This is a genomic window from Aeromonas sp. HMWF017, assembly GCF_003061465.1.
GTDB classification, from domain to species: domain Bacteria; phylum Pseudomonadota; class Gammaproteobacteria; order Enterobacterales; family Aeromonadaceae; genus Aeromonas; species Aeromonas veronii.
This window is the reverse complement of record NZ_QAJD01000065.1, coordinates 96133-119956: the sequence shown is the minus strand read 5'-3', so window position 1 is coordinate 119956 and position 23824 is coordinate 96133. Positions and strand designations below refer to the sequence as shown.

At 61.6% G+C, this 23824-nt stretch carries 21 protein-coding genes; 10 read left to right on the top strand and 11 right to left on the bottom strand.

Annotation, left to right across the window (positions count from 1 at the left end):
• Positions 1–114 precede the first annotated feature (114 nt).
• Complete coding sequence (pncB, locus tag DBR30_RS06875) at positions 115–1293, bottom strand: nicotinate phosphoribosyltransferase (RefSeq protein WP_108541467.1); 1179 nt, start codon at positions 1291–1293, stop codon at positions 115–117.
• Positions 1294–1394: 101 nt separating this feature from the next.
• Complete coding sequence (locus DBR30_RS06870; protein ID WP_108541466.1) at positions 1395–2030, bottom strand: nicotinamidase; 636 nt, start codon at positions 2028–2030, stop codon at positions 1395–1397.
• 74 nt (positions 2031–2104) lie between these two features.
• Here DBR30_RS06870 and DBR30_RS06865 point away from each other — a divergent pair, with 74 nt between their 5' ends.
• Together DBR30_RS06865 and DBR30_RS06860 are read left to right on the top strand one after the other, a co-directional pair.
• Positions 2105–2755: an NUDIX hydrolase gene (locus tag DBR30_RS06865; RefSeq protein ID WP_005339607.1), complete on the top strand. Its 651-nt coding sequence runs from the start codon at positions 2105–2107 to the stop codon at positions 2753–2755.
• The gene (locus DBR30_RS06860) at positions 2752–3258 is read left to right on the top strand and encodes a DUF523 domain-containing protein (RefSeq protein WP_108541465.1); all 507 of its coding nucleotides are present in this window, start codon (positions 2752–2754) and stop codon (positions 3256–3258) included. The genes DBR30_RS06865 and DBR30_RS06860 overlap by 4 nt, the downstream gene beginning before the upstream one ends.
• On the opposite strand, the gene DBR30_RS06855 is transcribed toward DBR30_RS06860, so the two are convergent.
• The 3 genes from DBR30_RS06855 to DBR30_RS06845 all read right to left on the bottom strand — a co-directional run bounded on the left by DBR30_RS06855 (position 3183) and on the right by DBR30_RS06845 (position 6696).
• Entirely contained in the window at positions 3183–4148 is a 966-nt protein-coding gene (locus tag DBR30_RS06855) for an acyltransferase (RefSeq protein WP_108541464.1), read from the bottom strand. The genes DBR30_RS06860 and DBR30_RS06855 overlap by 76 nt on opposite strands.
• 6 nt (positions 4149–4154) lie before the next feature.
• Positions 4155–5054 (bottom strand): acyltransferase, encoded by a 900-nt coding sequence (locus tag DBR30_RS06850; protein WP_043823224.1) that lies wholly within the window; start codon positions 5052–5054, stop codon positions 4155–4157.
• Positions 5055–5181: 127 nt separating this feature from the next.
• Entirely contained in the window at positions 5182–6696 is a 1515-nt protein-coding gene (locus tag DBR30_RS06845; protein ID WP_100647101.1) for a YifB family Mg chelatase-like AAA ATPase, read from the bottom strand.
• Between the two features lie 385 nt (positions 6697–7081).
• Between DBR30_RS06845 and ilvG the strand changes: the two genes are divergently transcribed.
• From ilvG to ompA, 6 genes are all read left to right on the top strand, one after another.
• Positions 7082–8728 (top strand): acetolactate synthase 2 catalytic subunit, encoded by a 1647-nt coding sequence (gene ilvG / locus DBR30_RS06835; protein WP_108541463.1) that lies wholly within the window; start codon positions 7082–7084, stop codon positions 8726–8728.
• Positions 8725–9003, top strand: coding sequence for an acetolactate synthase 2 small subunit (gene ilvM, locus DBR30_RS06830; RefSeq protein ID WP_005342011.1), 279 nt, complete (start codon positions 8725–8727; stop codon positions 9001–9003). The genes ilvG and ilvM overlap by 4 nt, the downstream gene beginning before the upstream one ends.
• Before the next feature lie 12 nt (positions 9004–9015).
• A complete protein-coding gene (locus DBR30_RS06825) occupies positions 9016–9960 on the top strand; it encodes a branched-chain amino acid transaminase (protein WP_108541462.1) in 945 nt (314 codons plus the stop codon).
• 146 nt (positions 9961–10106) lie between these two features.
• Entirely contained in the window at positions 10107–11948 is a 1842-nt protein-coding gene (ilvD, locus tag DBR30_RS06820; RefSeq protein WP_108541461.1) for a dihydroxy-acid dehydratase, read from the top strand.
• Between the two features lie 3 nt (positions 11949–11951).
• A complete protein-coding gene (gene ilvA / locus DBR30_RS06815) occupies positions 11952–13472 on the top strand; it encodes a threonine ammonia-lyase, biosynthetic (RefSeq protein WP_108541460.1) in 1521 nt (506 codons plus the stop codon).
• Positions 13473–13773: 301 nt separating this feature from the next.
• Positions 13774–14868 carry a porin OmpA gene (gene ompA, locus DBR30_RS06810; RefSeq protein ID WP_108541459.1) on the top strand — a complete coding sequence of 365 codons (1095 nt, stop codon included), beginning with the start codon at positions 13774–13776 and terminating at the stop codon, positions 14866–14868.
• Positions 14869–14946: 78 nt separating this feature from the next.
• Here ompA and DBR30_RS06805 read toward each other — a convergent pair whose 3' ends face one another.
• The 6 genes from DBR30_RS06805 to DBR30_RS06780 form a co-directional block, all read right to left on the bottom strand.
• Positions 14947–16056, bottom strand: coding sequence for a YeeE/YedE thiosulfate transporter family protein (locus DBR30_RS06805; protein WP_181363510.1), 1110 nt, complete (start codon positions 16054–16056; stop codon positions 14947–14949).
• A gap of 122 nt (positions 16057–16178) precedes the next feature.
• A complete protein-coding gene (locus DBR30_RS06800) occupies positions 16179–17798 on the bottom strand; it encodes a methyl-accepting chemotaxis protein (protein WP_108588252.1) in 1620 nt (539 codons plus the stop codon).
• Positions 17799–17978: 180 nt separating this feature from the next.
• On the bottom strand, positions 17979–18875 hold the full coding sequence (rarD, locus tag DBR30_RS06795; protein WP_005356175.1) for an EamA family transporter RarD: 897 nt from the start codon (positions 18873–18875) through the stop codon (positions 17979–17981).
• A 125-nt stretch (positions 18876–19000) separates the two neighbouring features.
• Positions 19001–19171, bottom strand: a complete 171-nt coding sequence (locus DBR30_RS06790) for a hypothetical protein (RefSeq protein ID WP_005341999.1) — start codon at positions 19169–19171, stop codon at positions 19001–19003.
• Between the two features lie 126 nt (positions 19172–19297).
• The gene (locus DBR30_RS06785) at positions 19298–20794 is read right to left on the bottom strand and encodes an aldehyde dehydrogenase (RefSeq protein WP_108541350.1); all 1497 of its coding nucleotides are present in this window, start codon (positions 20792–20794) and stop codon (positions 19298–19300) included.
• Positions 20795–20918: 124 nt separating this feature from the next.
• On the bottom strand, positions 20919–21461 hold the full coding sequence (locus tag DBR30_RS06780) for a cupin domain-containing protein (RefSeq protein WP_005339643.1): 543 nt from the start codon (positions 21459–21461) through the stop codon (positions 20919–20921).
• Between the two features lie 186 nt (positions 21462–21647).
• On the opposite strand from DBR30_RS06780, the gene DBR30_RS06775 reads away from it, so the two are divergent.
• Together DBR30_RS06775 and DBR30_RS21755 are read left to right on the top strand one after the other, a co-directional pair.
• Entirely contained in the window at positions 21648–22979 is a 1332-nt protein-coding gene (locus DBR30_RS06775; protein WP_108541351.1) for an aspartate aminotransferase family protein, read from the top strand.
• Between the two features lie 83 nt (positions 22980–23062).
• Positions 23063–23824, top strand: a 762-nt coding sequence (locus DBR30_RS21755; protein WP_258224312.1) for an aldehyde dehydrogenase family protein, incomplete at its 3' end; no start/stop codon positions are given.

The window sequence follows — 23824 nt, the reverse complement described above, 5'->3', positions numbered from 1 at the left end:
TGCTGAAAGGCTGGGGTATCCATGATGGTAGACCTCAAGGTGATGGCCTACTTCAAGATTAGCCTTTCAACACATAATTGGGACAGAGCCTTTGTTTTCTGGTTGTCGGGAAGATCAGACCCCGACGTGGAACGCCTGTTTGAGGTTGCGGATAAACTCCGCATCCCGACAGAGGGTTTTGCCCGGGCTGTCGGAGATCTTGGCGACCGGGCCGCCATTGCACTCGATCAGCTTGAAGACGATGTTCATCGGGCTGACACCGGGCAGATCGCAGGTGAGCTTGGTGCCGATGCCGAAGCTGGTATTGATGCGGCCACGGAAGTGGCGGAACAGCTGCACTGCCTTGTCGAGGTTGAGCCCGTCGGAGAAGACCAGCGTCTTGTCGGTAGGATCGATGCCGAGCCGCTGATAGTGGCTGATCGCCTTCTCGCCCCACACTACGGGATCGCCGGAGTCGTGGCGCAAGCCCTGATAGCTGCTGGCCAGCTCGAAGTCGAAGTCCCGCAGGAAGGCATCCATGGTGATGCAGTCGGTCAGGGCGATGCCGAGATGGTCGGTGAACTCGTCCAGCCAGCTGGTGAGGGCGGCGCGCTGGCTGTGCTCCAGTGGGAAGCCGAGCTGCTGGTGTGCCTGGAACCACTCATGGGCCTGAGTGCCGACCGCAGGCAGCTTGTACTTCTGCGCCAGCATGTAGTTGCTGGTGCCGCGAAACGCCGGCAGCCGCTCCTTGAGGCGACCCACTACCGCATCCTGTACCGCGTGAGAGAAGCGGCGGCGGGTGCCGAAGTCGATGAGGTTGAACTCGCTCATCTCGTCGCTGCTCAGCTCCCGTTCCAGCTTGTCGATCTTCTGATCGAGCCGCTCCAGCGCATGGCGGACGCCGAACTGGGGATAGCGGAAGCGGTTGCGCATCTCGCTGATGATGGCGAGCACCGGGATCTCCCACAGGATCACATCCTGCCAGGGCCCCTCGACCCGCACATTGATGCGGCCATCCTGCTCGAACACTTTGAGCAGGGAGGCGTCGAGCGGCTTGCGGCGCAGGTGGTCGAGGTAGTCAGGGGTGAAGAAGGGACGCTCGGCCAGAAAATCGAGCTCTGGCTTGGTCAGTCGCAGGGAACCGGCGAGGCGCAGTTGCTCCTCGATCTGCCCCATCATGGGCAGCAGATCCTCTTCATTGCGGCTGTGAAACTCGGCTACCACCTCGGCATCCGGATAGCGATGGAACACCGCCTGCTGCATATGCAGTTTGTAGGCATCGGTGTCGAGCAGGCTGGTGAGGATTGGGGGCATATCAGGCTCCTCGCAGACTGGTGAGCACGATGGTGCTCCCCTGCCGCATATGTAACGTGCAGGCATCGGTGTCGAGCAGGCTGGTAAGAATCGGTGGCATATCAGGCGTCCAGCAGGCGTTGTACATCGATCAGGGTTTGGGCCAGTTCGGCGCCAGCCTCGATCATCTGGGTGTGGGCGCTGGCAACCGTCGCGGGTGCAATGCCACGGCAGGCATCGAGATGGACGATTACCCGGAAACCGGCGCGGCGCAGTTGCAGCACGCTGGTTTTGACACAGTAGTCGGTGGCAAGGCCGCCGACCAGTACGGTATCGACCTGGCGGGCTTGCAGGAATTCGATGAGTCCGGTGCTGCGCCGTTCGGCCAGGTCGTGGAAGCAGGTGCCATAGGGATGCAGATCAGGCTCGACCCCCTTCCAGACGAAGAAGTCATAGTCGATGGGTGAGGGCAGGCCGTCGAGCAGCTCGAAGCCCTTGCTGCCCGGTACGCAGTGCACCGGCCAAGTGAGGTCGGCGTTGGGCAGATCCAGCGGCAACAGCATGCCTGCGGGGTCAGAGACGGCCCAGTCGGCATTGGCAGGGTGAGAGTCCTTGCTGCCGATCCGCAGCGTGGCGAGGGTGGCCTGAGCGTTGAGCGCAGCCACAATATCATCACCGCCCGCGACGGGCAGTTCGTTCGGGCAGAGGGGGGTAAAGCCCTTCTGCGCATCAATATCCAGGCTGGCGACGGTTCCCATGATTGGCTCCTGCACATACTATTCGTGTGATATTATCTACCAAACATTAATGGAAGGCGAGCAGGGCGATCGGCATGCTGAGAATGAGTCTGGATATGGTGGTGCTGCGGTTGCATGAGGAGCGGCTCGAGCTGCTGCTCGAGACCCGCGATCGCCCCCCCTTTGCCCACTGCTGGCAACTGCCGGCGCTGCGCATCGACGAGACCCGGGATCGGGATCTGGATGCCGCCCAGCGCCGTCTGCTGGCGGAGTGGGGGCTCGGTCACTGCTACAGCGAGCAGGTCTGCACCCTCGGCAATCTGGAGCGGGATCCCCGCGGCTGGTCCACGACCCTGGTCTATCTCTGCCTGGTGGATCCGGAAGTGGAAGCGATCCACGGCTGCTGGCATCCACTCGCCAACCTGCCGGGGCTGAGCCTCGCCTTCGACCATGTCCAGCTCATCGCCAAGGGGCTGGAGCGGCTGCGGATCAAGAGCCGTTACAGCACCCTGCCGCTGCAACTGCTGGGGCCCGAGTTCACCCTCTCAGAGGTGCAGCGCGCCTTCGAAATCATCCTGCAAACACCCATGAATACGGCGGCATTTCGCAAGCGGATCCATCGCGCCGACATTCTGGTGGATACCGGCCGCAAGCGCACCGGCAAACAGCGTCCCGCTATCCTCTACCGGCTGGAGAGCCCCTGCTGCGTGATGTTCGATCAGGTGATGCACGGAGCGGAAGCATGAGTGAGACCGGCGTGCACAAGGTGCTGGTGAGTGCCTGCCTGCTGGGTCAGCCGGTGCGTTACGACGGTCAGAGCAAGGGGATCGTCAGCGACTGGCTGAGTGAGCTGGGTGCCGAGGGGCGGGTGCTGGCCTTCTGCCCCGAAGTGGCTGGCGGTTTGCCGACCCCGCGCCCTCCTGCCGAGCGGCAGGGCGAGCGGGTAGTGACGGCGAGCGGGCTGGATGTGACTGCCGAGTTTGATCGCGGCGCCGAGCTGGCGCTGGAAATCTGTCAGACGCAGGGCATTCGCTTGGCCTTGCTGAAAGAGGGGAGCCCCTCATGTGGCAGCGGCCGTATCTATAACGGCCGCTTCGAAGGTGTTTCTGTGGCGAGCGAGGGCAAGACCACTGCCCTGCTGCGCCGCCACGGGATTGTGGTCTTTTCCGAAGATCAGTTGGCCGAGTTGGCCTCGGCACTCTCTTTGGATTCATCCCCGGATTTGGCGGCAACCGGCAGCGGTGACTGACCGCTCTGCCACCCCTCCAGCACCTCGTCCTTCTCCTGCCAGCGCTGGTTTAGCCACTCCTGAAAACCGCGTTTGAACTGCTTGTCGTTGAAGTAATCTCCTATCAGTTGTTCATTCACCGGCAGCTCCTCAATCCGCACCTGAATGCGTTTTACCCGTCCCATCAGGAAGTCCTTGAACGGGGTCTCGGCGTTGTCCGGATAGCGGATGGTGACGTTGATCAGGCTGTCGAACTGCTCGCCCATGGCCGCCAGTGTAAAGGCCAGTCCTGCCGCTTTGGGCGGCATCAGGTGACGATAGCGGGAGCGGGCCGCATCCCGTTTCTGCTCGGTGAAACGGGTTCCTTCCACGAAGTTGATGACGGTAGTGGGGATGTGGCGAAACTTCTCGCAGGCGTTGCGGGTGGTCTCGATATCCTTGCCGCGCAGGTGCGGATTTCTTAACAGAAATTCTCGCGAATAGCGGCGCATAAAGGGCATATCGAGCCCCCAGCAGGCGAGCCCCAACAGCGGGATGTAGATCAGCTCGTGCTTCATAAAGAACTTGGGCACCGGCAGCCGGTCGCGGAACAGGTGGCCGAGCACCACGATATCGGTCCAGCTCATGTGATTGCTGATGATGAGATACCAGCCATCCTTGCGCAGCTTGGTATTGTCCTCCACCTGCCAGTCAATACGGGTGGTGAGGCGGATCACCAGCGCATTGCAGGCCAGCCATAGACGCATGAAGCGGTTGTTGAGCCGGCTGCAGGCGCGGCTAAAGGTCGGGATCGGCAGCAGCAGTTTGGCCAGCGACACCAGCAGGATCAGGCTGGCGCACAAGGCGGTGAAAAGGATGGTCAGGCCTGCGCTGATGATCAGCACCAGCGGGCCGGGAAGCAGGGATAGCATGAATGTTTACTGCGCCTTGGTTGCCAGCAGTTGGCTCAGGGTCTGGTCCTTTTCGTGCCAGATCCCGTTCAACCACTGTTGAAACTCTTGTTGGAACTCGGGGTCATTGAAGTAATCCCCCACCAGCTTGCGGTCGATCGGCAAATAGCGGACCTGAACCTTGATTTGCCCGACCCGGCCACACATGAAGTCCCAGTAGCTGGGGATGCCGTCCGGATAGGCGATGGTGACATCCACCAGTTGATGCAACTGATCACCCATGGCGGCCAGAGTAAAGGCGATGCCCCCCGCTTTCGGGAGCAGCAGATGACGATAGGGCGAGCCCTGCTTCTGATGCTTGCTGCCGGTGAAGCGGGTGCCTTCGACGAAGTTCATCACACTCACCGGAATGTGGCGGAACCTGGCGCAGGCCTTACGGGTCGTTTCAATATCTTTTCCCTTCAGATGGGGATGTTTTTCCAGAAATTTTCTGGAATATCGCCGCATGAAGGGGAAGTCGAGCGCCCACCATGCCAGACCGAGAAAAGGTACCCAAATCAGCTCTTTCTTGAGGAAAAACTTCAGGAAGGGGATTTTTTGGTTAAAAACCCGCTGCAGTACCAGTATGTCGACCCAGGATTGATGGTTGGCAATCACCATATACCACTCATTCCGGCGCCCTTTGTCCACTCCGACCACCTCGAAAGGGGTTTTGATGATGGTTTTCTGGATCAGATTGTTGAAACCGATCCAGCAGCTGGCACAGCCATCGAGCAGCCAGTTGCAGAGGGTGCGCCACCCCTTGAGGGGGAGCAGGAGCTTGAGCAGACCCAGCGAGAAGATGGGGACAAACCAGAAGAGGGTGTTGAAAAAATAGAGCAGGGTGGAGAGGCTGCCGCGCAGTCGCTCTGTCAGCTTGTTGGGCATGAGTCGGGTCCGTCTTGCTGTCGATAAAGGGCCATCAAGTGGTCAGATCTGTGGCCATAATATCAGCCGATGGCCCGTGAGACCATTCAGAGCCGTTACGGGGGTTGGACTCACCCTTTCCCGTCAGTCAACTGCTGCGCAGCCGCGACAGCAGCCGATCCATGGCGCGATAACCGAGCGCCTCAATAAGATGCTCCTTGCCGATGGCGGGTTGCCCGGCCAGATCGGCGATGGTGCGTGACACCCGCAGGATGCGATGCCAGGCCCGGATGCTGAGCCCCAGCTTCTGGATGGCGTTCTCCAAAAACTCGGCATCTTGCGGCGATAATCGGCAAATATCTTCGATTTCACGACTATCCAGCAGATTGTTGAGCTTGCCATTACGGCTGAGCATCCGCTCTCGCGCCGCCAGCACCCGATCGCGGATCTGCTGGCTCGACTCCCCCCGCTCCGCCTTGCCGGTCAGACTCCCCTTGGGCAGCAGCGGCACCTCCACCGTCAGGTCGAAGCGATCGAGAAAAGGGCCGGAGAGTTTGCCGAGGTAGCGCAAGATCTGATCCGGGCTTGAGCGGGTCTGGCCGTCGCCATAGTGGCCACAGGGGCTGGGATTCATGGCACCCACCAGCTGAAAGCGGGCGGGAAAATCCACCTGACGGGCGGCCCGGCTGATGGTGATGTGGCCCGTCTCCAGCGGCTCGCGCAAGGAGTCGAGCACCTTGCGCTCGAACTCGGGCAATTCATCCAGAAACAGCACCCCGTTGTGGGCCAGGGATATTTCGCCGGGCCGCGGGTGGCTGCCGCCTCCCACCAGCGCCACTGCCGAGGCACTGTGGTGCGGCGTGCGGTACGGCCTGTGGTGCCAGTGACCGGCGCGTGGGGTGAGGCCACCGATGGAGTGGATGGCGGCGGTCTGCTGCGCCTCCTGTTCGCTCAGCGGTGGCAAGATGCCGGGCAAGCGGCTCGCCAGCATGCTCTTGCCGGTGCCGGGCGGGCCGATGAACAGCAGGTTGTGACTGCCGGCGGCGGCGATCTCCAGCGCCCGCTTGGCCTGAGACTGGCCGATCACATCCTGCAGGTCCGGCACATCGGGCAGGCTCTCCGCACTTTGGGGATCCGGCAGCGGCAGTTCGTATTGTCCTGCCAGCCAGGCGGTGACGGCCAGCAGTTGGTGGGCGGTGCGCACCTCGGCATCCTGAATGAGAGAGGCTTCCGGGCCGTTCTCTCGCGGTACCAGCAGGGTGCGCCCCGCATCCCGGCAGGCGAGTACGGCAGGCAGTACCCCGAGCACGGGACGAATTTCGCCGGTCAGGGCCAACTCCCCCAAAAATTCGTGATCGAGCAGGTATTTTGCCGGTATCTGCTTGGAAGCGGCGAGAATGCCGATGGCGATGGCCAGATCGAAGCGGCCCCCCTCCTTGGGCAGATCGGCGGGGGCCAGATTGACGGTGATGTGTTTGCTCGGGAACTCGAAATTGCCGTTGAGCAGGGCGCTGCGCACCCGATCCCGCGACTCTTTCACCGAGGTTTCCGGCAGGCCGACCATGTTGAAGGCGGGCAGGCCGTTGGAGAGGTGAACTTCCACTGTAACTTGCGGGGCCGCGATCCCGAGGCTGGCACGGCTATAAACCACAGCTAATGACATAAATCCCGTCCTTGAGTTGATATATGTTCTGACTAACTGCTTGTTGTTGGTTTTTTATTCCAGAGTTCCGGCTGGGGAATAGCCAAAATCAGTGGGTTGTCACAGAAAAAAGGCTTGCCCAATAAAAATCACCGTGCTAGTTCTAATAGCCATTCGCGGTAGAAACCGCCCCAATTTCACAGGATTTCTGGTTGTAACTATGAACATGGCCTCCCGTTTCGTCAGCATTATTGTGGTCCTAGTGGTGATTATTATCTCACCGCTCGGGGCTCGTTTAGCTGCACGGAACAAGGGATAGACCCACCACCGGACAGAACGAAACAAGCGACCCCCGAGCCTCACAGCTCGGGGGTTTTTTTTTCGACCAAAGGACAGGATTTTCCACATGAACGGCGCGCAGTTTTTGGTACAGGCTCTCAAGAAACAGGGTGTGACCCAGGTGTTTGGTTACCCGGGCGGGGCCATCATGCCGGTCTACGATGCTCTGTATGACGGTGGTCTGGCCCATCAGCTCTGCCGCCACGAGCAGGGCGCCGCCATGGCGGCGGTCGGTTATGCCCGCGCCTCCGGTCAGGTGGGCGTCTGCATCGCTACCTCCGGCCCCGGCGCCACCAATCTGGTGACCGGTCTGGCGGAGGCGCTGCTCGACTCGGTACCGTTAGTGGCCATCAGCGGTCAGGTGCCCTGTTCCGCCATCGGCACCGATGCGTTTCAGGAGGTCGACGTGCTCGGCATGTCCCTCTCCTGCACCAAGCACTCCTTTATGGTGACGGACGTGGCTGATTTGCCTCAGGTGATTGCCGAGGCTTTCGCTATCGCCACCGAAGGGCGCCCCGGTCCTGTGCTGATCGATCTCCCCAAGGATGTGCAGTTGGCCGCCGTGCCTGCCCAGAGCCCGCTGTTTGCGGTGGCAGAGCCGGAGGCGCTCAACCCCTCGGAGCTGGCCGCGGCTCGCACCCTGCTGGCCGCCGCCGAGCGTCCGGTGCTCTACGTCGGCGGTGGGGTGGGCATGGCTAACGCTGAGCAGCAATTGCGCGAGTTTGCCGTCGTTACCGGCATGCCTGCGGTCACCACTCTCAAGGGGATTGGTGTGCTCGACCCCGACAGCCCCGTTTATCTGGGCATGCTCGGCATGCACGGCACCAAGGCGGCCAACTATGCGGTGCAGCAGTGCGATCTGCTGCTGGTGGTGGGCGCCCGTTTCGATGATCGGGTGACCGGCAAGCTGGAGGAGTTCGCCCCCGAGGCCAAGGTGATCCACCTCGATGTGGATGCCGCCGAGTTCGGCAAGCGCCGCGCCGCCGAGGTGGGTATCACCACGGATCTCAAGCAGGTGTTGCCACGCCTCGCCATGACTCTCGACATCGCCCCCTGGAGTGAACACTGCGCCGCCATGGCCCGCGAATATGCGTTTCGCTACGACCATCCGGGTCAGGCCATTTATGCCCCGGCTCTGCTCAAACAGCTATCTGCCAAGTTGCCGGAGAGCAGCGTGGTGGCATGCGACGTGGGTCAGCACCAGATGTGGGTGGCCCAGCACATGCGCTTCACCAGCCCGCGCAACCACCTCTCCAGCGCCGGTCTCGGCACCATGGGTTTCGGCCTGCCCGCCGCCATCGGCGCCAAGATGTCGCGCCCGGAGGATGAAGTGGTGCTGGTGAGCGGTGACGGCTCTTTCATGATGAACGTGCAGGAACTCGGTACCATCCGCCGCGCCCAACTCAAGGTGAAGATGGTGCTGCTGGATAACCAGCGCCTCGGCATGGTGCGCCAGTGGCAGGAGCTGTTCTTCGACGGCCGCTACAGCGAGACCATCCTCTCCGACAACCCCGACTTCGTCGCCCTGGCTGCCGCCTTCGGCATCCCCGGCGAAACCATCACATGCAAGGAGCAGATAGCCGGCGCCCTCGATCGCCTGCTGGCAAGCGAGAGTGCCTACCTGCTGCATGTGGCCATTTCAGAGGAAGAAAACGTCTGGCCCCTGGTTCCGCCGGGAGTCGCCAACCACCAGATGATGGAGCAACGCCCATGAACCCGCACACCCTTGCCCAGCCAGCATTTGCACAGCACACCCTGCATATCCACGCCCAGCCCAGACCCGAAGTGATGGAGCGGGTGCTGCGGGTGGTGCGCCACCGCGGCTTCAATCTCTGCGCCTTGAATATGGAGCAGGATTGCCAACAGCTGCGGATCACGGTTACTGTCGAGTCGGTGCGTCCCATCCAGCAGTTGTGGAGCCAGCTGGTGAAGCTGGTGGACGTCTCCCGGGTCGATGCACTGGAACAGCAACCCCGGATCAGAGCTTAAGGAGCAAAGCCAATGTCACAGCCTTCCCAATCCGCCACTCACCCGCAATACATCTGGTTCAACGGCACACTGGTGCCCTGGCAGGATGCCCAGGTGCACGTGATGAGCCACGCCCTGCACTACGGCTCCTCGGTGTTTGAGGGGGTGCGCGCCTACGACACACCCAAGGGCACCTGCATCTTCCGTCTGCAGGAGCACACCCGCCGCCTGTTCGACTCCGCCAAGATCTACTGGATGGACGTCCCCTACAGCGAGTCCGAAGTTAATGAAGCCTGCCGCACCGTGGTGCGCGAGAACGGCCTGAAGAGCGGCTATCTGCGCCCGCTGGCCTTTGTCGGCAACGTGGGGCTGGGGCTGCATCCGCCGCTGGATGCCAAGGCTGACCTGATGGTGGCGGCCCTGCCGTGGGGCGCCTATCTGGGGGAAGAGGGACTGAAAAACGGGGTGGATGTCTGCGTCACCTCGTGGAACCGGCTCGCTCCCAACACCATCCCCACCGGCGCCAAGGCGGGTGGCAACTATCTCTCCTCCCAGCTGATCAGCCGCGAGGCCAAACGCAACGGCTTCGCCGAGGGGCTGGCGCTGGACGTGAACGGCTATCTGAGCGAAGGGGCGGGGGAGAACCTGTTCCTGGTGAAGAACGGCGTGCTGTTTACCCCGCCCGCCACCGCCGCCATCCTGCCCGGCATCACCCGTGACACCATCATGACGCTGGCCCGTGATCTGGGTTACGAGGTGCGCGAGCAGGCGCTGCCCCGCGAGGCGCTCTATGTCGCAGACGAGATCTTTATGACCGGCACCGCCGCCGAGGTGACCCCGGTGCGCTCCGTCGATCGGATGAAGGTGGGTGCTGGCAGCCGTGGCCCGGTGACCGAGCAGCTGCAGAACGCCTTCTTCGGCCTGTTCAATGGCAAGACCGAGGACAAGTGGGACTGGCTGACGCCCGTCAACGATTGATGAGAGAGGGGAGGCACTGTGCCTCCCCGAGTCGCTTCCGGTCAGGGCGCTGCGCGGTGCCCTCACCAGGATCGATTCCCGATCCGAGAGTCACTTTTTCATTTCCAAAGATAATGAGCCCATATGGGCATTCAGGGAGTAGAGACATGCCGAAGTTGAGATCCGCCACCACCACTCACGGACGTAACATGGCTGGGGCCCGTGCCCTGTGGCGTGCCACCGGAATGACCGATCAGGATTTCGGCAAACCCATCATTGCCGTGGTCAACTCCTTCACCCAGTTCGTACCGGGCCACGTCCACCTCAAGGATCTGGGCCAGCTGGTGGCGCGCGAAATCGAAGCTGCCGGCGGCGTCGCCAAGGAGTTCAACACCATCGCCGTGGATGACGGCATCGCCATGGGTCACGGCGGCATGCTCTACTCCCTGCCATCGAGGGAGCTGATCGCCGACTCGGTGGAGTACATGGTCAACGCCCACTGCGCCGATGCCATGGTCTGCATCTCCAACTGCGACAAGATTACCCCGGGGATGCTGATGGCCGCCCTGCGCATCAACATTCCGGTGATCTTCGTCTCCGGCGGCCCGATGGAAGCGGGCAAGACCAAGCTCTCCGACCAGATCATCAAGCTGGACCTGGTGGACGCCATGATCCAGGGCGCCGACCCCAAGGTGTCGGACGCCCAGAGCGAACAGGTGGAGCGCAGTGCCTGCCCTACTTGCGGCTCCTGCTCCGGCATGTTTACCGCCAACTCCATGAACTGCCTGACCGAGGCGCTCGGCCTCTCCCAGCCGGGCAACGGCTCCATGCTGGCAACCCACGCCGATCGCGAGCAGCTGTTCAAGTTGGCGGGTCAGCGCATCGTGACTTTGGCCAAGCGCTGGTATGAACAGGATGACGAGACCGCCCTGCCGCGCAATATCGCCACCCAGGCGGCGTTCGAGAACGCCATGGCGCTCGATATCGCCATGGGCGGCTCTACCAATACCGTGCTGCACCTGCTGGCGGCGGCGCAGGAGGCGGGCGTCGACTTCACCATGGCCGATATCGACCGCATGTCCCGCAAGGTGCCCCAGCTCTGCAAGGTGGCACCCTCCACCCAGAAGTACCATATGGAAGATGTACACCGCGCCGGCGGCGTGGTCGCCATTCTGGGTCAGCTGGAAAAAGCGGGTCTGGTGCATGGGGATACCCGTACCGTGCTGGGTTGCTCCCTCGTCGAACAGCTCAATGAATATGACGTCAGCCGCCAGCCGAGTCAGGAGGTGGTGGACTTCTACCGCGCTGGCCCGGCCGGCATCCGCACCACCAAGGCGTTCAGTCAGGATTGCCGCTGGCCGGAGCTGGATCTGGACCGCGCTGAAGGGTGCATCCGCTCGCTGGATAACGCCTACAGCCAGGAGGGCGGTCTGGCGGTGCTCTCAGGTAACCTCGCGGTCAACGGCGCCATCGTCAAGACTGCCGGGGTGGATGAGGAGAACCTCACCTTCCGTGGCCCTGCCCGGGTGTTCGAGAGTCAGGAGAGCGCGGTGAACGGCATCCTCGACGGTACCGTGAAAGCGGGCGAGGTGGTGGTGATCCGCTACGAAGGGCCGAAAGGGGGCCCGGGCATGCAGGAGATGCTCTATCCCACCACCTATTTGAAATCCATGGGATTGGGCAAGGCGTGTGCCCTGATTACCGACGGCCGCTTCTCCGGCGGCACCTCGGGTCTCTCCATTGGCCACGTCTCGCCGGAGGCCGCTTCCGGCGGCACCATAGGTCTGGTGGAGGATGGCGACATCATCAGCATCAACATCCCGGCCCGCAGCATGGTGCTGGAGGTGGCCGACAGCGTGCTGGCCGCCCGCCGTATCGCCGTAGAGGCTCGGGGCTGGAAGCCGCTCGATCGTCAGCGTCAGGTCTCCTTTGCCCTGCGCGCCTACGCCATGTTCGCCACCAGCGCCGATAAAGGCGCGGTGCGCGATCGCTCGATGCTGGGGGAATAAATCATGGTCTCTGCGGCGGATTATCTACGCAAGGTGTTGCTCTCCCCCGTCTATGAGGCGGCGCGGGTTACCCCCCTGCAAACCCTGAAGAAACTTTCCGAGCGGCTCGGCAACCATGTCAGCCTGAAGCGGGAGGATCTGCAACCAGTCCACTCCTTCAAGCTGCGCGGCGCCTACCACAAGATCGCTACCCTGACCGAGGAGCAGAAGGAGCGCGGCGTCATCGCCGCCTCTGCCGGCAACCACGCGCAGGGGGTCGCCCTGTCGGCGGCCAAGCTCGGCATCAAGGCGATCATCGTGATGCCCAACACCACGCCAGATATCAAGATCGACGCGGTGCGCCGTCAGGGCGGCAACGTCATGCTGTTTGGCAACAGCTTCGACGAGGCCTACGGCGAGAGTCGCCGTCTCGCCGAGCTGGAGGGTTACACCCTGATCCCGCCGTTTGACGACGTCGAGGTGATTGCGGGGCAAGGCACCATCGGCAAGGAGCTGCTGGAGCAGGATACCCACCTCACTCACGTGTTCGTGCCGGTGGGCGGCGGTGGGTTGGCCGCCGGGGTGGCGGTCTATATCAAGCAGCTGCTGCCGGATGTGAAGGTGATCGGGGTGGAGGCTGAAGGATCCGCCTGTCTCAAGGCAGCCATGGCTGCTGGCGAGCCGGTCAATCTGGAGCGGGTCTCGCTGTTTGCCGACGGGGTGGCGGTCAAGCGCATCGGCGAGGAGACCTTCCGCCTCTGCAACCAGTACCTGGACGAGGTGGTGACCGTCTCCAACGACCAGATCTGCGCCGCGTTGAAAGATATCTTCGACGACTGCCGCGCCATTGCCGAGCCGTCGGGGGCCCTGTCGCTGGCGGGCCTCAAGGCCTACAGCGAGCGGGAGCAGGTCAGGGGTGGCCGGATGGCAGCCATTCTGTCCGGCGCCAACGTCAACTTCCACAGCCTGCGCTACGTGTCGGAGCGCTGCGAGATTGGCGAGAAGCGTGAGGGTATGCTGGCGGTGACCATCCCCGAGCGCAAGGGGGCTTTCCTCGACTTCTGCCGTCAGCTCGGGCCGCGCATGGTGACCGAGTTCAACTACCGCTACGCCGATGCCGAGCAGGCGTCGCTGTTCGTCTCGGTGCGTCTCACCGGCGGTGACGAGGAGCTGGGTCAGATCATCGATCAGCTCGGTGGCAACGGCTACCCGGTGGTCAACATGACCGAGAGCGAGCTGGCCAAGAACCACGTGCGCTACATGATAGGCGGCCGCCCGGCTCGGCCCCTCGGTGAACGTCTCTACAGCTTCAAGTTTCCGGAGCAGCCGGGCGCCCTGATGCGCTTCCTCGAGACTCTGGGCTGTCGCTGGAACATCAGCCTGTTCCACTACCGCAACCACGGTGCCGACTACGGCCGGGTGCTCTGCGCCTTCGAGCTGCCTGACGAGGACGTGGCCGCCTTCCACGACTACCTGCGCGAGATTGGCTACGGCTGGAAAGAGGTGAGCGACGACCCCGCCTACCGGCTGTTCCTGGCCAGTTGAGTAAGGGGGTTGCAACAACTCATCAGGAGGGAGGCGTTATGCCTCCCTTTTCTATTGCTGCGTGTGGATAGGTCCACTCCGTACGACGCAACGTCATGGTTTAACTGACAAAACAGTGTGAATAGGTACACAGGTGATTTTTACGCCTGATATTGCTGGCAAGCTCACACTCCTGATGGCTTGGTCATTTGAGGCTGCGTTCGGATGGGATACCCTGAATAGCGGAGAGGCCGCCTGACGGCTTCACACAGGGAAAGTGCGCACTCAGGCGCCCATAACGACTTATTGCAGAGGCGAAAATATGAATAAATCCATGCTTGCCGTATTGGTCAGTGGTTTGCTGGCGGCCGGAGCCGTGCAGGCCGCCGCTCAGGACAATACCTGGTATGTCGGTGGCAAGGCCGGTTGGTCCAATTACTATGGCGTTGACCACAACCAGTATGCCGAGTCGATTGCCCAGACGTTGGGTAATACCAGCGAGAACACGGATGATCTGGGTCTGGGCCTGTTCGCCGGTTACCAGCTCAACCCCAACCTGGGTTTCGAGCTGGGTTATGACTGGCTTGGCAAATACGACACCACTTCGGGCACTGGCACCAATACTCTCAATACCGAAGCCAAGAGCCAGATGATTCAGGCCACCATGAAGATCAGCTTCCCGGCCACCAACGTGCTCGATCTTTATGGCCGACTGGGCGGCGCTTATGCCTGGACGGATAGCGAGATCAGCTTCGCCAATACCAGCGAGACCGGCAAGAAGCATGGCGCCGCATTTGTTGGTGCGCTGGGTGCCGAATACGCCATCGATCGTGACTGGGCTGCCCGTCTGGAGTACCAGTACACCACGCCGCTGGGAGATGCCTCTCTCGATCGCTCCGGTATCGAGATGGATAACGGCCTTATTTCGTTCGGGATGCTCTATCGCTTCGGTCAGCAAGGTGGCGAAGTCGTAGCACCGGCGCCCGCTCCGGCCGCCGAACCGGCACCTGTAGCCGTGGTTGAGCCCAAGACCTTCAGCCTGAGTTCCGATGTGCTGTTCGAGTTCAACAAGGCGACCCTGAAACCGGCTGCCAATCAGGCGCTCGATGCCCTGTTCAGCCAGATTGTGGCGGCCAATCCGAAAGATGGCGTCGCAACTGTCATCGGTTATACCGACCGCATCGGTTCCGACAACTACAACCTGGCCCTCTCCGAGAAGCGGGCCCAGAGCGTGGCCAGCTATCTGGTATCCAAAGGCTTGTATGCCGACAAGGTGCGGGTCGAGGGGCATGGCAAGGCCAATCCGGTTACTGGCAACAACTGCGCCAGCCGCTCCAAGCAAGAGCTGATCGCCTGTCTGGCACCGGATCGCCGGGTGGAAATCCATCTGGAAGGGGTTTCCCAGCCTGTCCAATAAGCAGAGCGACGGGAGCAATAAATGTAAAACGGGAGGCTTGGCCTCCCGTTTCTTATGGGGTGTTTACGATGTCGAGCCTCAGAGCCCGAACAGCGGGCGCAGGCGAATGCCGATGAGACTGCCAGCGAGGGCCATCAGCATCCAGACCCAGCCGTGCAGGCTGCCAGAGGCGGTGCCATCGAAGAAGCCGCCGAGGTTGCAGGCGGCGTACATGGCGCCCATCCCCATCAACAGGCCGCCGATGATTGAGGCCAGACTGTTGCCGATCCGCATCGGGGCGAAGGTGCCGCCCCCGCTCAAACAGCGCGCCAGCATGGCCCCCAGAATGCCGAGCCAGAACATGCCGACCATGGGATTGATGAAGAGTGGCTGGGCCAGCTTGGGGTTGCCTTCGAACAGGCCGAACAGGGAGGCGCCGCGCAGCGCCATGTCATAGACGGCGCCGGTGATGGTCCAGGCCGAGCCGTGCAGGGCGACGACAGTGGAGTTGAGTATGGCGATGATGATGCCGCCGGTCAGCACGGTAAAGCGGCCATCGCGCCAGAACAGATTGCCGCCGCTGAAGAGGGGCTTGAGCTCGCCGGTACGCTTGAGTTCGCTGTTGCGAAACAGCAGGAACAGCGCGGCGACCAGCGCCAGGTTGAGCAGCATGCCGCTCCAGATATTGCCGGTCAAATCCTTGGCCAGCACCACATGGCTGGAGAAGGTGGCCTCCAGTTCGGGGCGGAACTGGTTGCTGATGAGGGTGCCGATGCCGTAGCAGATCAGCACCAGCCAGAAGCGGGGTTGCCCCTCGCCGCAGCAGTAAAGAGTGCCGGTGGCGCAGACGCCAGCCAGCTGCATGCCGATGCCGAACAGGAAGGCTCCGACGATGAAGGGAATGCCGATAGCCATCACGTTACCCACCATGGCATCGCCAAACAGGGCGTGGCTAAAGGAGAGGAAGGTGGTGAACAGCAGAATCTCGATGGCGATGGTGAGCAGGTGAACCCGTACGTAGTAGCTGTTGCGTTTGGTCAGCATTTCGCGCCAACCGAAGACGATACCGAAGCGGCTGAAGGAGAGGGTGAAGCCGAAGCCGAATCCGATCAGGGCCATCAGAGCCCATTTCATACCAAAGGTGTTGCCAAGCCAGAGTAACGCTCCCCCCGCGATTGCCACGATGGGGAGCGACCATTTTCGAGTCATGTCAGTTGATCCTTGCAGTTGGTTTTCAGAGGGGCGGATCCTATTCCCTCATGGAGTCTAATGCTACCCATTTAACCAGTGCAGAGAAAAAGGGGAGCGCTGACTCCCGTCAGCGCCGGGGATCAATGGCGGGTGGTGTCGAGATGGAAGTGGTGAGTCTGCCTGGTCAGGATGCGGGCGTGCTGGGCGACCATGGTCGCCTCTTCGGCGGCCTGACTGGCGCTCTGGTTGGCCTCGGCCGCCAACCGCGACATCTCGCCGACCTGATGGTGGATCCCCTGCACCAGCCGTGTCTCATCGCTCATCAACTGATCGACCTGAGCGATGCGCTGGTTGATCTCCTCGCAGCTCTGCGCGATCCGGGCGACGCTCAGGCGCGCTGTCATCGTGTGAGTGACCGCCTGTTCGACCCGGGCCAGCTCGGTATCCATCTCGCTGGCGGCGCGCAGGCTGACATCCTGGATCTTGCCGATGATGGTGTTGATCTCGGTGGTGGCGCTGCCGGTGCGGGTCGCCAGCGAGCGTACTTCATCCGCCACCACGGCAAAACCGCGTCCCTGTTCACCTGCCCGCGCCGCTTCAATGGCGGCGTTCAGCGCCAGTAGATTGGTCTGCTCCGCAATATCGTGAATGGCGCCAGCCAGCCCGGCAATCTGCTGCGAGAGGCCTGCCAGATCCGAAATGGTATGGGAGACCTGCTTCACTCCCGTGACTTGTTCCCCGATCACCTGTTCCACGGTGTGGATGGCGATCGTCGCCTCTTGTGCCCGCTCTGCTGACTGCAGGGTTTGCTCCCCTACCTGATGCAGCTGGCTACCCGCCTGTTCAATGGAGTGGGTGAGCTGTTCGATGGCCTGTTCGATATGGTGGGCCGCCCCGACCTGCGCCTGACTGTCATCGGTGTGCCGTTGTGCCATGGCGGTCAGGCTGGTGGCGCGATCATCCAGCGTACTGGCGCTGCGTTGCAGGGACTCCACCAGGGTTGCCAGCTGGTCACGCATGGCCCCGATCTGGCGGATCAGCTCGCCGATGGCATCGAGGCCCGGCTCTGGCATGGGGCGGTTCAACTCCCCTTCGGCGATGGCGGCGGTCGCCTTGCCAGCGGCCAGCAGCCGCTGTTGGGTGGGGCGTCCCAGCCAGAAGATGAGCCCAGCCCCCAGCATTGCAGCGCACAACAGCAGGCCGTAGCAGAGTCGGGTGGTGTTGGCGAGATGGGCCATCTGCTCGGCGGCATACTGGTTGCCGCGGATGACTGTGGCGTCCACCCCTAGCCGGTGGGCGTTATAGAGGGTGTGCAGGCGTGCCGCAAGCGCGCGCGCCTGCGCCAGATCCCCCGCCTTGATGGCGGGGACAAACTTGTCGTTGAGCAACTGCCAGAACAGTTCCCCCTGCACTTTTTGCTCCCCCAGCAGCAGCTCTCTGAGGGGCTCGTTCAGGCTGCTCTCTTGCCAGAAGCGGTTACGGCTCTCGAACTCTTGCTGCAGTCGGGCGAGGGTTTGCAGTAGAGCCTCCCGCTCCTCCGGTTTGGCATGGAGCAGGGTGTAGACCTGCAACTGGGATTCGATGAGGTAGAGAGGCGGCGGCAGAATATCGGCTACCACATCCTTCCCCTGTCCCATCTGATCGGCTGCGCTCCGGACCGAATAAAGCCCGAAAAAGCTGATGGAGATCAGCGTGATAATGACCATGATCCCCAGAACCTGACCAAAAAGCAGGGATCTGTCGTAAATGTGCTTGAGCATGTTGCCTCCATTCGGCTCCGTTCATGGATAGCATAGCTCTCTGGCGGGATAGTGAGACTCGGGTGTGGTCTGTTGATGGCGAGTCGGCTCTGGAGAAGGGGAAGTCGCAGTCTGAAGGCCGCTGGTGGCACGAAAAAGAACCCCGGCTGATGAGCCGGGGTCGATGGTGGTGAGGCGGTGTCAGGTCCGGCTTGGCGCGGCTTTGCCGCTGCGCAGCCCATCCAGACTGAACAGCACCAGCGCGCTCCAGATGCAGGCGAAGGTGAGCAGTTTGTCCATCGCCAGCGCTTCCCCATAGAGGGTGACTGCGAGGATAAACATCAGGCTGGGGCCTATGTACTGGAAGAAGCCCAGGGTGGAGAGCTTGAGCCGGGTCGCGGCGGCGGTGAAGCAAAGCAGGGGTGCCGTGGTGACGGCGCCTGCGGCGATCAGCAGCAGGTTGAGGTGCCAATCGTTCTGGGTGAGATGGCTGGTGGGGCTGTCGGCAAAGCCCCACAGATAGATGGCCGCTGGCGGCAGCATGATCATGGTTTCGATCAGCAGACCGGTGAGGGCATCGAGGGCCAGTTTTTTGCGCACCAGCCCATAGATGGCAAAACTCGACGCCAGCACCAGCGCAATCCAGGGCAAGGAGCCAAAGGCGATAAGCTGGATCGCCACCCCGGCAAAGGCCAGCGCCACGGCCCACCACTGCAGGCGGCGTAGCTTCTCGCTCAGAAACACCATCCCCAGCAGCACGTTGAACAGCGGGTTGATGTAGTAGCCGAGGCTGGCATCCAGCATATGGCCGTTGTTGATGGCCCAGATGAACAGCAACCAGTTGCCGCCGACGGTGACCGAGGTAAACGCCAGGGTGAGCAACACTTTTGGCTGGCGCAGCACCGCCTGCACCTTGTGCCACTGGCGCCCTGCCAGGGTGAGTACCATCAGCAGCACGCAGGACCAGATCATCCGGTGGGTCAGGATCTCGGCGGCCGGAACGGCAGAGATGGTCTTGAAATAGATGGGGGCTATGCCCCAAAGGGTATAGGCGCACAGGGCGTAGATGACGCCCTGACGCTGGATCTGTTGCGGCATGCGGATGACCTTTACTGAAGCGTTGGATGCGGGAAAACATCGCAAAAAATCAGTGTAGCGATCCTTTTGCGGGGAAAGAAGCGAATAAACGAAGTTTGAGGGAAAGGAGGTGTGTTGCTGGCCGGTCAGCCTTTACCACGGCGGATCTTGTCGACATCCATCAACAGCCACAACATCAGGGCGATGGCGGAGATCCAGGGGCCCCAGGTCACGTAGGCCTCGCCGTGCCCCAGCACGAAGAACAGCAGGGGCAAACCGATCACCAGAAAAAGTACGCTTCCCAGAAAAAATAGCATTTTTGTCTTTATATTTAACATGTTGGCTTTTTTATCATTATAAGGATTGAGCCCGGTGATGGAAGGCCAAAAATGCAAAAGGGGGATTTCTCCCCCTTTTTGATCCGATAGTGCTGCTTTGTCGTGTTATTCCAGCTGAATCCAGGTGCTTTTCAACTCGGTGTACTTCTCCAGCGCATGAAGTGACTTGTCGCGACCGTTGCCGGACTGTTTGAAGCCGCCAAACGGCATGGTCATGTCACCACCGTCCCAGTTGTTGACGAACACGGTACCGGCGCGCAGGGCGCGCGAGCCTTTCACCGCCTTGTTGAGATCCGCCGTCCAGATCGCCGCCGCCAGCCCGTAGTCGGTGTCATTGCCCAGCGCGATAGCCTCCTCCAGCGTATCGAAGCCGGTCACCGCCAGTACAGGGCCGAAGATCTCCTCGCGGAAGATGCGCATCTGCGGGGTCACGTCGTCAAAGATGGTGGGTTCGATATAGAAGCCGCCACTCTCCATATTGGTGCGGTTGCCGCCCAGCAGCAGTTTAGCCCCCTCCTGCTTGCCAATCTCGATATAGTGCAGCACCTGCTCCATCTGGATGTGATCCACCATGGCGCCGATGCGGGTCGCAGGGTCGAGCGGGTTGGCCGAGATCCACTCGCGGGCATGGGCCAGCAGTCGCTCCATAAATTGTGGCTTGATGCTGTTTTGCACCAGCAGGCGAGAGGCGGCGGTACACACCTCGCCCTGGTTATAGAAGATGGCGCCAGCGGCGCTCTTGGCCGCGGCGTCCAGATCCGGCGCATCCGCCAGTATGATGTTGGGGCTCTTGCCGCCGCACTCCATAAAGGCGCGCTTGAGGTTGGACTTGCCGGAGCACTGCACCAGATGTTTGCCGATCTTGGTGGAGCCGGTGAAGGTGATGCAGTCCACATCCATGTGCATGGCCAGCGCCTCACCCACTGTATGACCAAAGCCCGGCAGCACGTTGAACACGCCGTCCGGAATACCTGCCTCCTTGGCCAGACCTGCGATGCGCAGGGCGGTCAGGGGGGATTTTTCGGAAGGCTTGAGAATGACCGAGTTGCCGGTAGCGAGCGCCGGGCCCAGCTTCCAGCAGGCCATCACCAGCGGGAAGTTCCACGGCACGATGGCGGCGACCACCCCGAGCGCTTCGCGGGTCACCAGCGCCAGGGCTGACTCTTCCACCGGGGCGACCTGATCGTAGATCTTGTCGATCGCTTCGGCGTTCCAGGCGATGCAGTTGGCGGCGGCGGGGGCGTCATAGCCCATGGCATCGCCGATGGGTTTGCCCATATCCAGCGACTCCAGCAGCGCCAGCTCCACCTTGTTGAGGCGCATCAGCTCGGCGAAGCGCTGCATGATCTGTTTGCGCTGTTTCGGCGGCAGGCCGCTCCAACGCTTGTCGTTGAAGGCGTCACGCGCAGCCTGTACCGCCAGTTCGGCATCGGCGGCATCGCAGGCTGCCACCTTGGTCAGCAGCTTGCCGTTGGCCGGGTTGATGCAATCGAAGGTGGCGCCATTGACGGCATCCCGATAGCTGCCGTTGATAAAGGCTTGCGAGGGCAGGGTCAGATGGGCGGCCTTGTGTTGCCACTGGGCCAGGGTCAGGTCACTCATGTTCACTCCTTGAACCGGCAAAAGTCAGTTTCCGCGTATCAATATGCTAAACATCCTGCCGCTTGTAAATCCATCTTGTAACAATTCATTAAACATTGTCCCCCTGCCGATTCGCCTCTGAATGTCAGAAACTGGCGGGGGTGTTGGCCGAGATCAGCACGCACTCCTGTTCGCCACTATTGCGAAAACGGTGGGGGGTGCGGCTGTCGAAGTAGTAGCCATCCCCGGCGCCCAGCAGGTAGATCTGCTCGCCCACGGTCACTTCAACTTCGCCCTTGATGACGATGCCGCACTCTTCACCCTCGTGGCTCAGCATGTCGTCGCCGGTGTCGGCGCCCGGTGGCAGCACCTCCTGCAACATGCCGATGGCGCGGTTGGCACGGCTGTGCCCGACCAGCCGGTAGCTGATGGGATGGGTGCCGAGATCCGGCATATCGGCGGCGCGGAAGATCACTTCGGTGCCCATTTCAGTCTCTTCGGTGAAGAAGCTGGCCAGCGACATGGGGATGCCTTCCAGCACCTTGCGCAGGGAGGCGACAGAGGGGCTCACCTGATTTTTCTCGATCTGGGAGATAAATCCGTTGGTCACACCGGAGCGCTTGGCCAGCTCGCGCTGGGAGAGGGCTGCCTTGGTGCGAACCGCCTTGAGGCGGTGACCGATATCCATCTATAGACACTCCTTGACTGTTTACTATTATTAAAATTGTGTTAAATATCTTATACCACCCTGCTGATGCGCCTAGCTAGGGGTGGCACCAGACAGGGCGATAACGGGCCCTTTTTTATGGATTCAGGTGTTTAATTTAATAGGCATTGGCCGACAGTTGCTAAACACCTTAAGGATGAGGTGACCATGAAACCGATCAGCGACATCAATACGCCCTCCGACATGTCCGCGTTCTGGATGCCGTTCACCGCCAACCAGCAGTTCAAGGCGGCGCCGCGTATCCTGAAGTCGGCAGAGGGGATGTATTATCACTCAGAGGATGGCCGCAAGATACTGGATGGCACAGCCGGACTCTGGTGTTGCAACGCGGGCCATGGTCGGCGCGAGATTGCCGAGGCGGTCTCCCAGCAGATTTCCCACCTCGATTTTGCCCCCACATTCCAGATGGGCCACCCCCTGCCGTTCGAGCTGGCCAACCGGCTGGTGGAGATCGCCCCCAAGGGGTTTGGCCACGTCTTCTATACCAACTCCGGCTCAGAGTCGGTCGATACCGCGCTCAAAATCGCGCTGGCCTGGCAGCGGGCTCGCGGTCAGGGCACCCGCACCCGGCTGATTGGCCGCGAGCGTGGCTATCACGGGGTCGGCTTTGGCGGCATCTCGGTGGGGGGGATTCCCGGTAACCGCAAGTGGTTCGGCTCCCTGCTGACCGGGGTGGATCATCTGCCCCATACCCTCAATATCGCCAAGAACGCCTTCACCAAAGGGCTGCCCGAGGAGGATGTGGCGCTGGCCGACGAGCTGGAGAAGATCGTCTTCCTGCACGATGCCAGCAATATTGCGGCGGTGATCGTCGAGCCCATCGCCGGCAGTACCGGCGTGCTGATGCCCCCCAAAGGCTACCTCAAGCGGCTGCGGGATATCTGCACCAAGCACGGCATCCTGCTGATTTTTGACGAGGTGATCACCGGTTTCGGTCGCCTCGGCTCCCCCTTCGCCGCACAGGAGTTCGATGTCATCCCCGACATGATCACCTGCGCCAAGGGGCTCACCAACGGCGCTATCCCCATGGGCGCGGTGCTGGTGCAGAAGCACATTTATGACGACATGATGGCGGCAGGCAAGGGGGCTATCGAGCTGTTCCACGGCTACACCTACTCCGGCCATCCGGTGGCTGCTGCTGCGGGTCTGGCGACCCTCGAGATCTATCGCAACGAGAACCTGCTCAGCCGCGCAGCCGATCTGGCTGGCTACTGGGAGGAGGCGGCCCATTCGCTGAAGGGCTGCAAGCATGTGAAGGATGTGCGCAACTACGGGCTGGTGGCGGGTATCGAGCTGGAGTCCATGCCGGATGCACCGGGCAAGCGCGCCTACGAGGTGTTTGTCCGCTGCTTCGAGAAGGGGGCATTGATCCGGGTGACCGGCGACATCATCGCCCTGTCGCCACCCCTCATCATCGAGCGCAGTCAGATCGACGATCTGTTCACCCTGCTGCAGGATGCCCTGCAGGCACAACCCTAACCCATATTTGATGGCCCCGCACTGGCGGGGCCTTGCGTTGATTTGCTCAGCGCATTTACTGCATCAGTTATTACGGAGGATACATGACATACAGGGTCAGCAACTTCATCAACGGCCAGCCGCAGGAGAGTCGCAGCGAGCGCCAGGGGGCCATCTTCAATCCCGCCTGCGGCAAGCTGCAGGGGAGCGTCGGGCTTTCCAGCGCCGCCGAGTGTCAGGAGGCGATCGCCATTGCCGAGCGTGCCTTTGCCGACTGGTCGCAAACCCCGCCGCTGGTGCGGGCCCGGGTCTTTTTCCGCTTCAAGGAGTTGATGGAGCAGCACAGAGACGAGCTTGCCCAGCTCATCAGTCGCGAGCACGGCAAGGTCTTCTCCGATGCGCAGGGTGAGCTGACCCGCGGGCTGGAGGTGGTGGAGTTTGCCTGCGGCATTCCCCATCTGCTCAAGGGGGAGCACTCTCTTAACGTGGGCCGCGGGGTAGACAGCTACTCCATGATGCAGCCGGTCGGGGTTTGCGCCGGTATCACACCGTTCAACTTCCCGGCCATGGTGCCGCTCTGGATGTTCCCGGTCGCCATCGCCTGCGGCAACACCTTCATTCTCAAACCTTCCGAGAAGGATCCCTCCCTCTCGCTGCGGATGGCCGAGCTGCTCAAGGAGGCTGGTCTGCCTGACGGCGTGCTCAACGTGGTGAACGGTGACAAGGAGGTGGTGGATGTGCTGCTGACCGACCCGCGAGTAGGTGCCGTGTCGTTTGTCGGTTCCACCCCTATCGCCCAGTACATCTATGCCACCGCCTCGGCCCACGGCAAGCGAGTGCAGGCGCTGGGCGGTGCCAAGAACCAC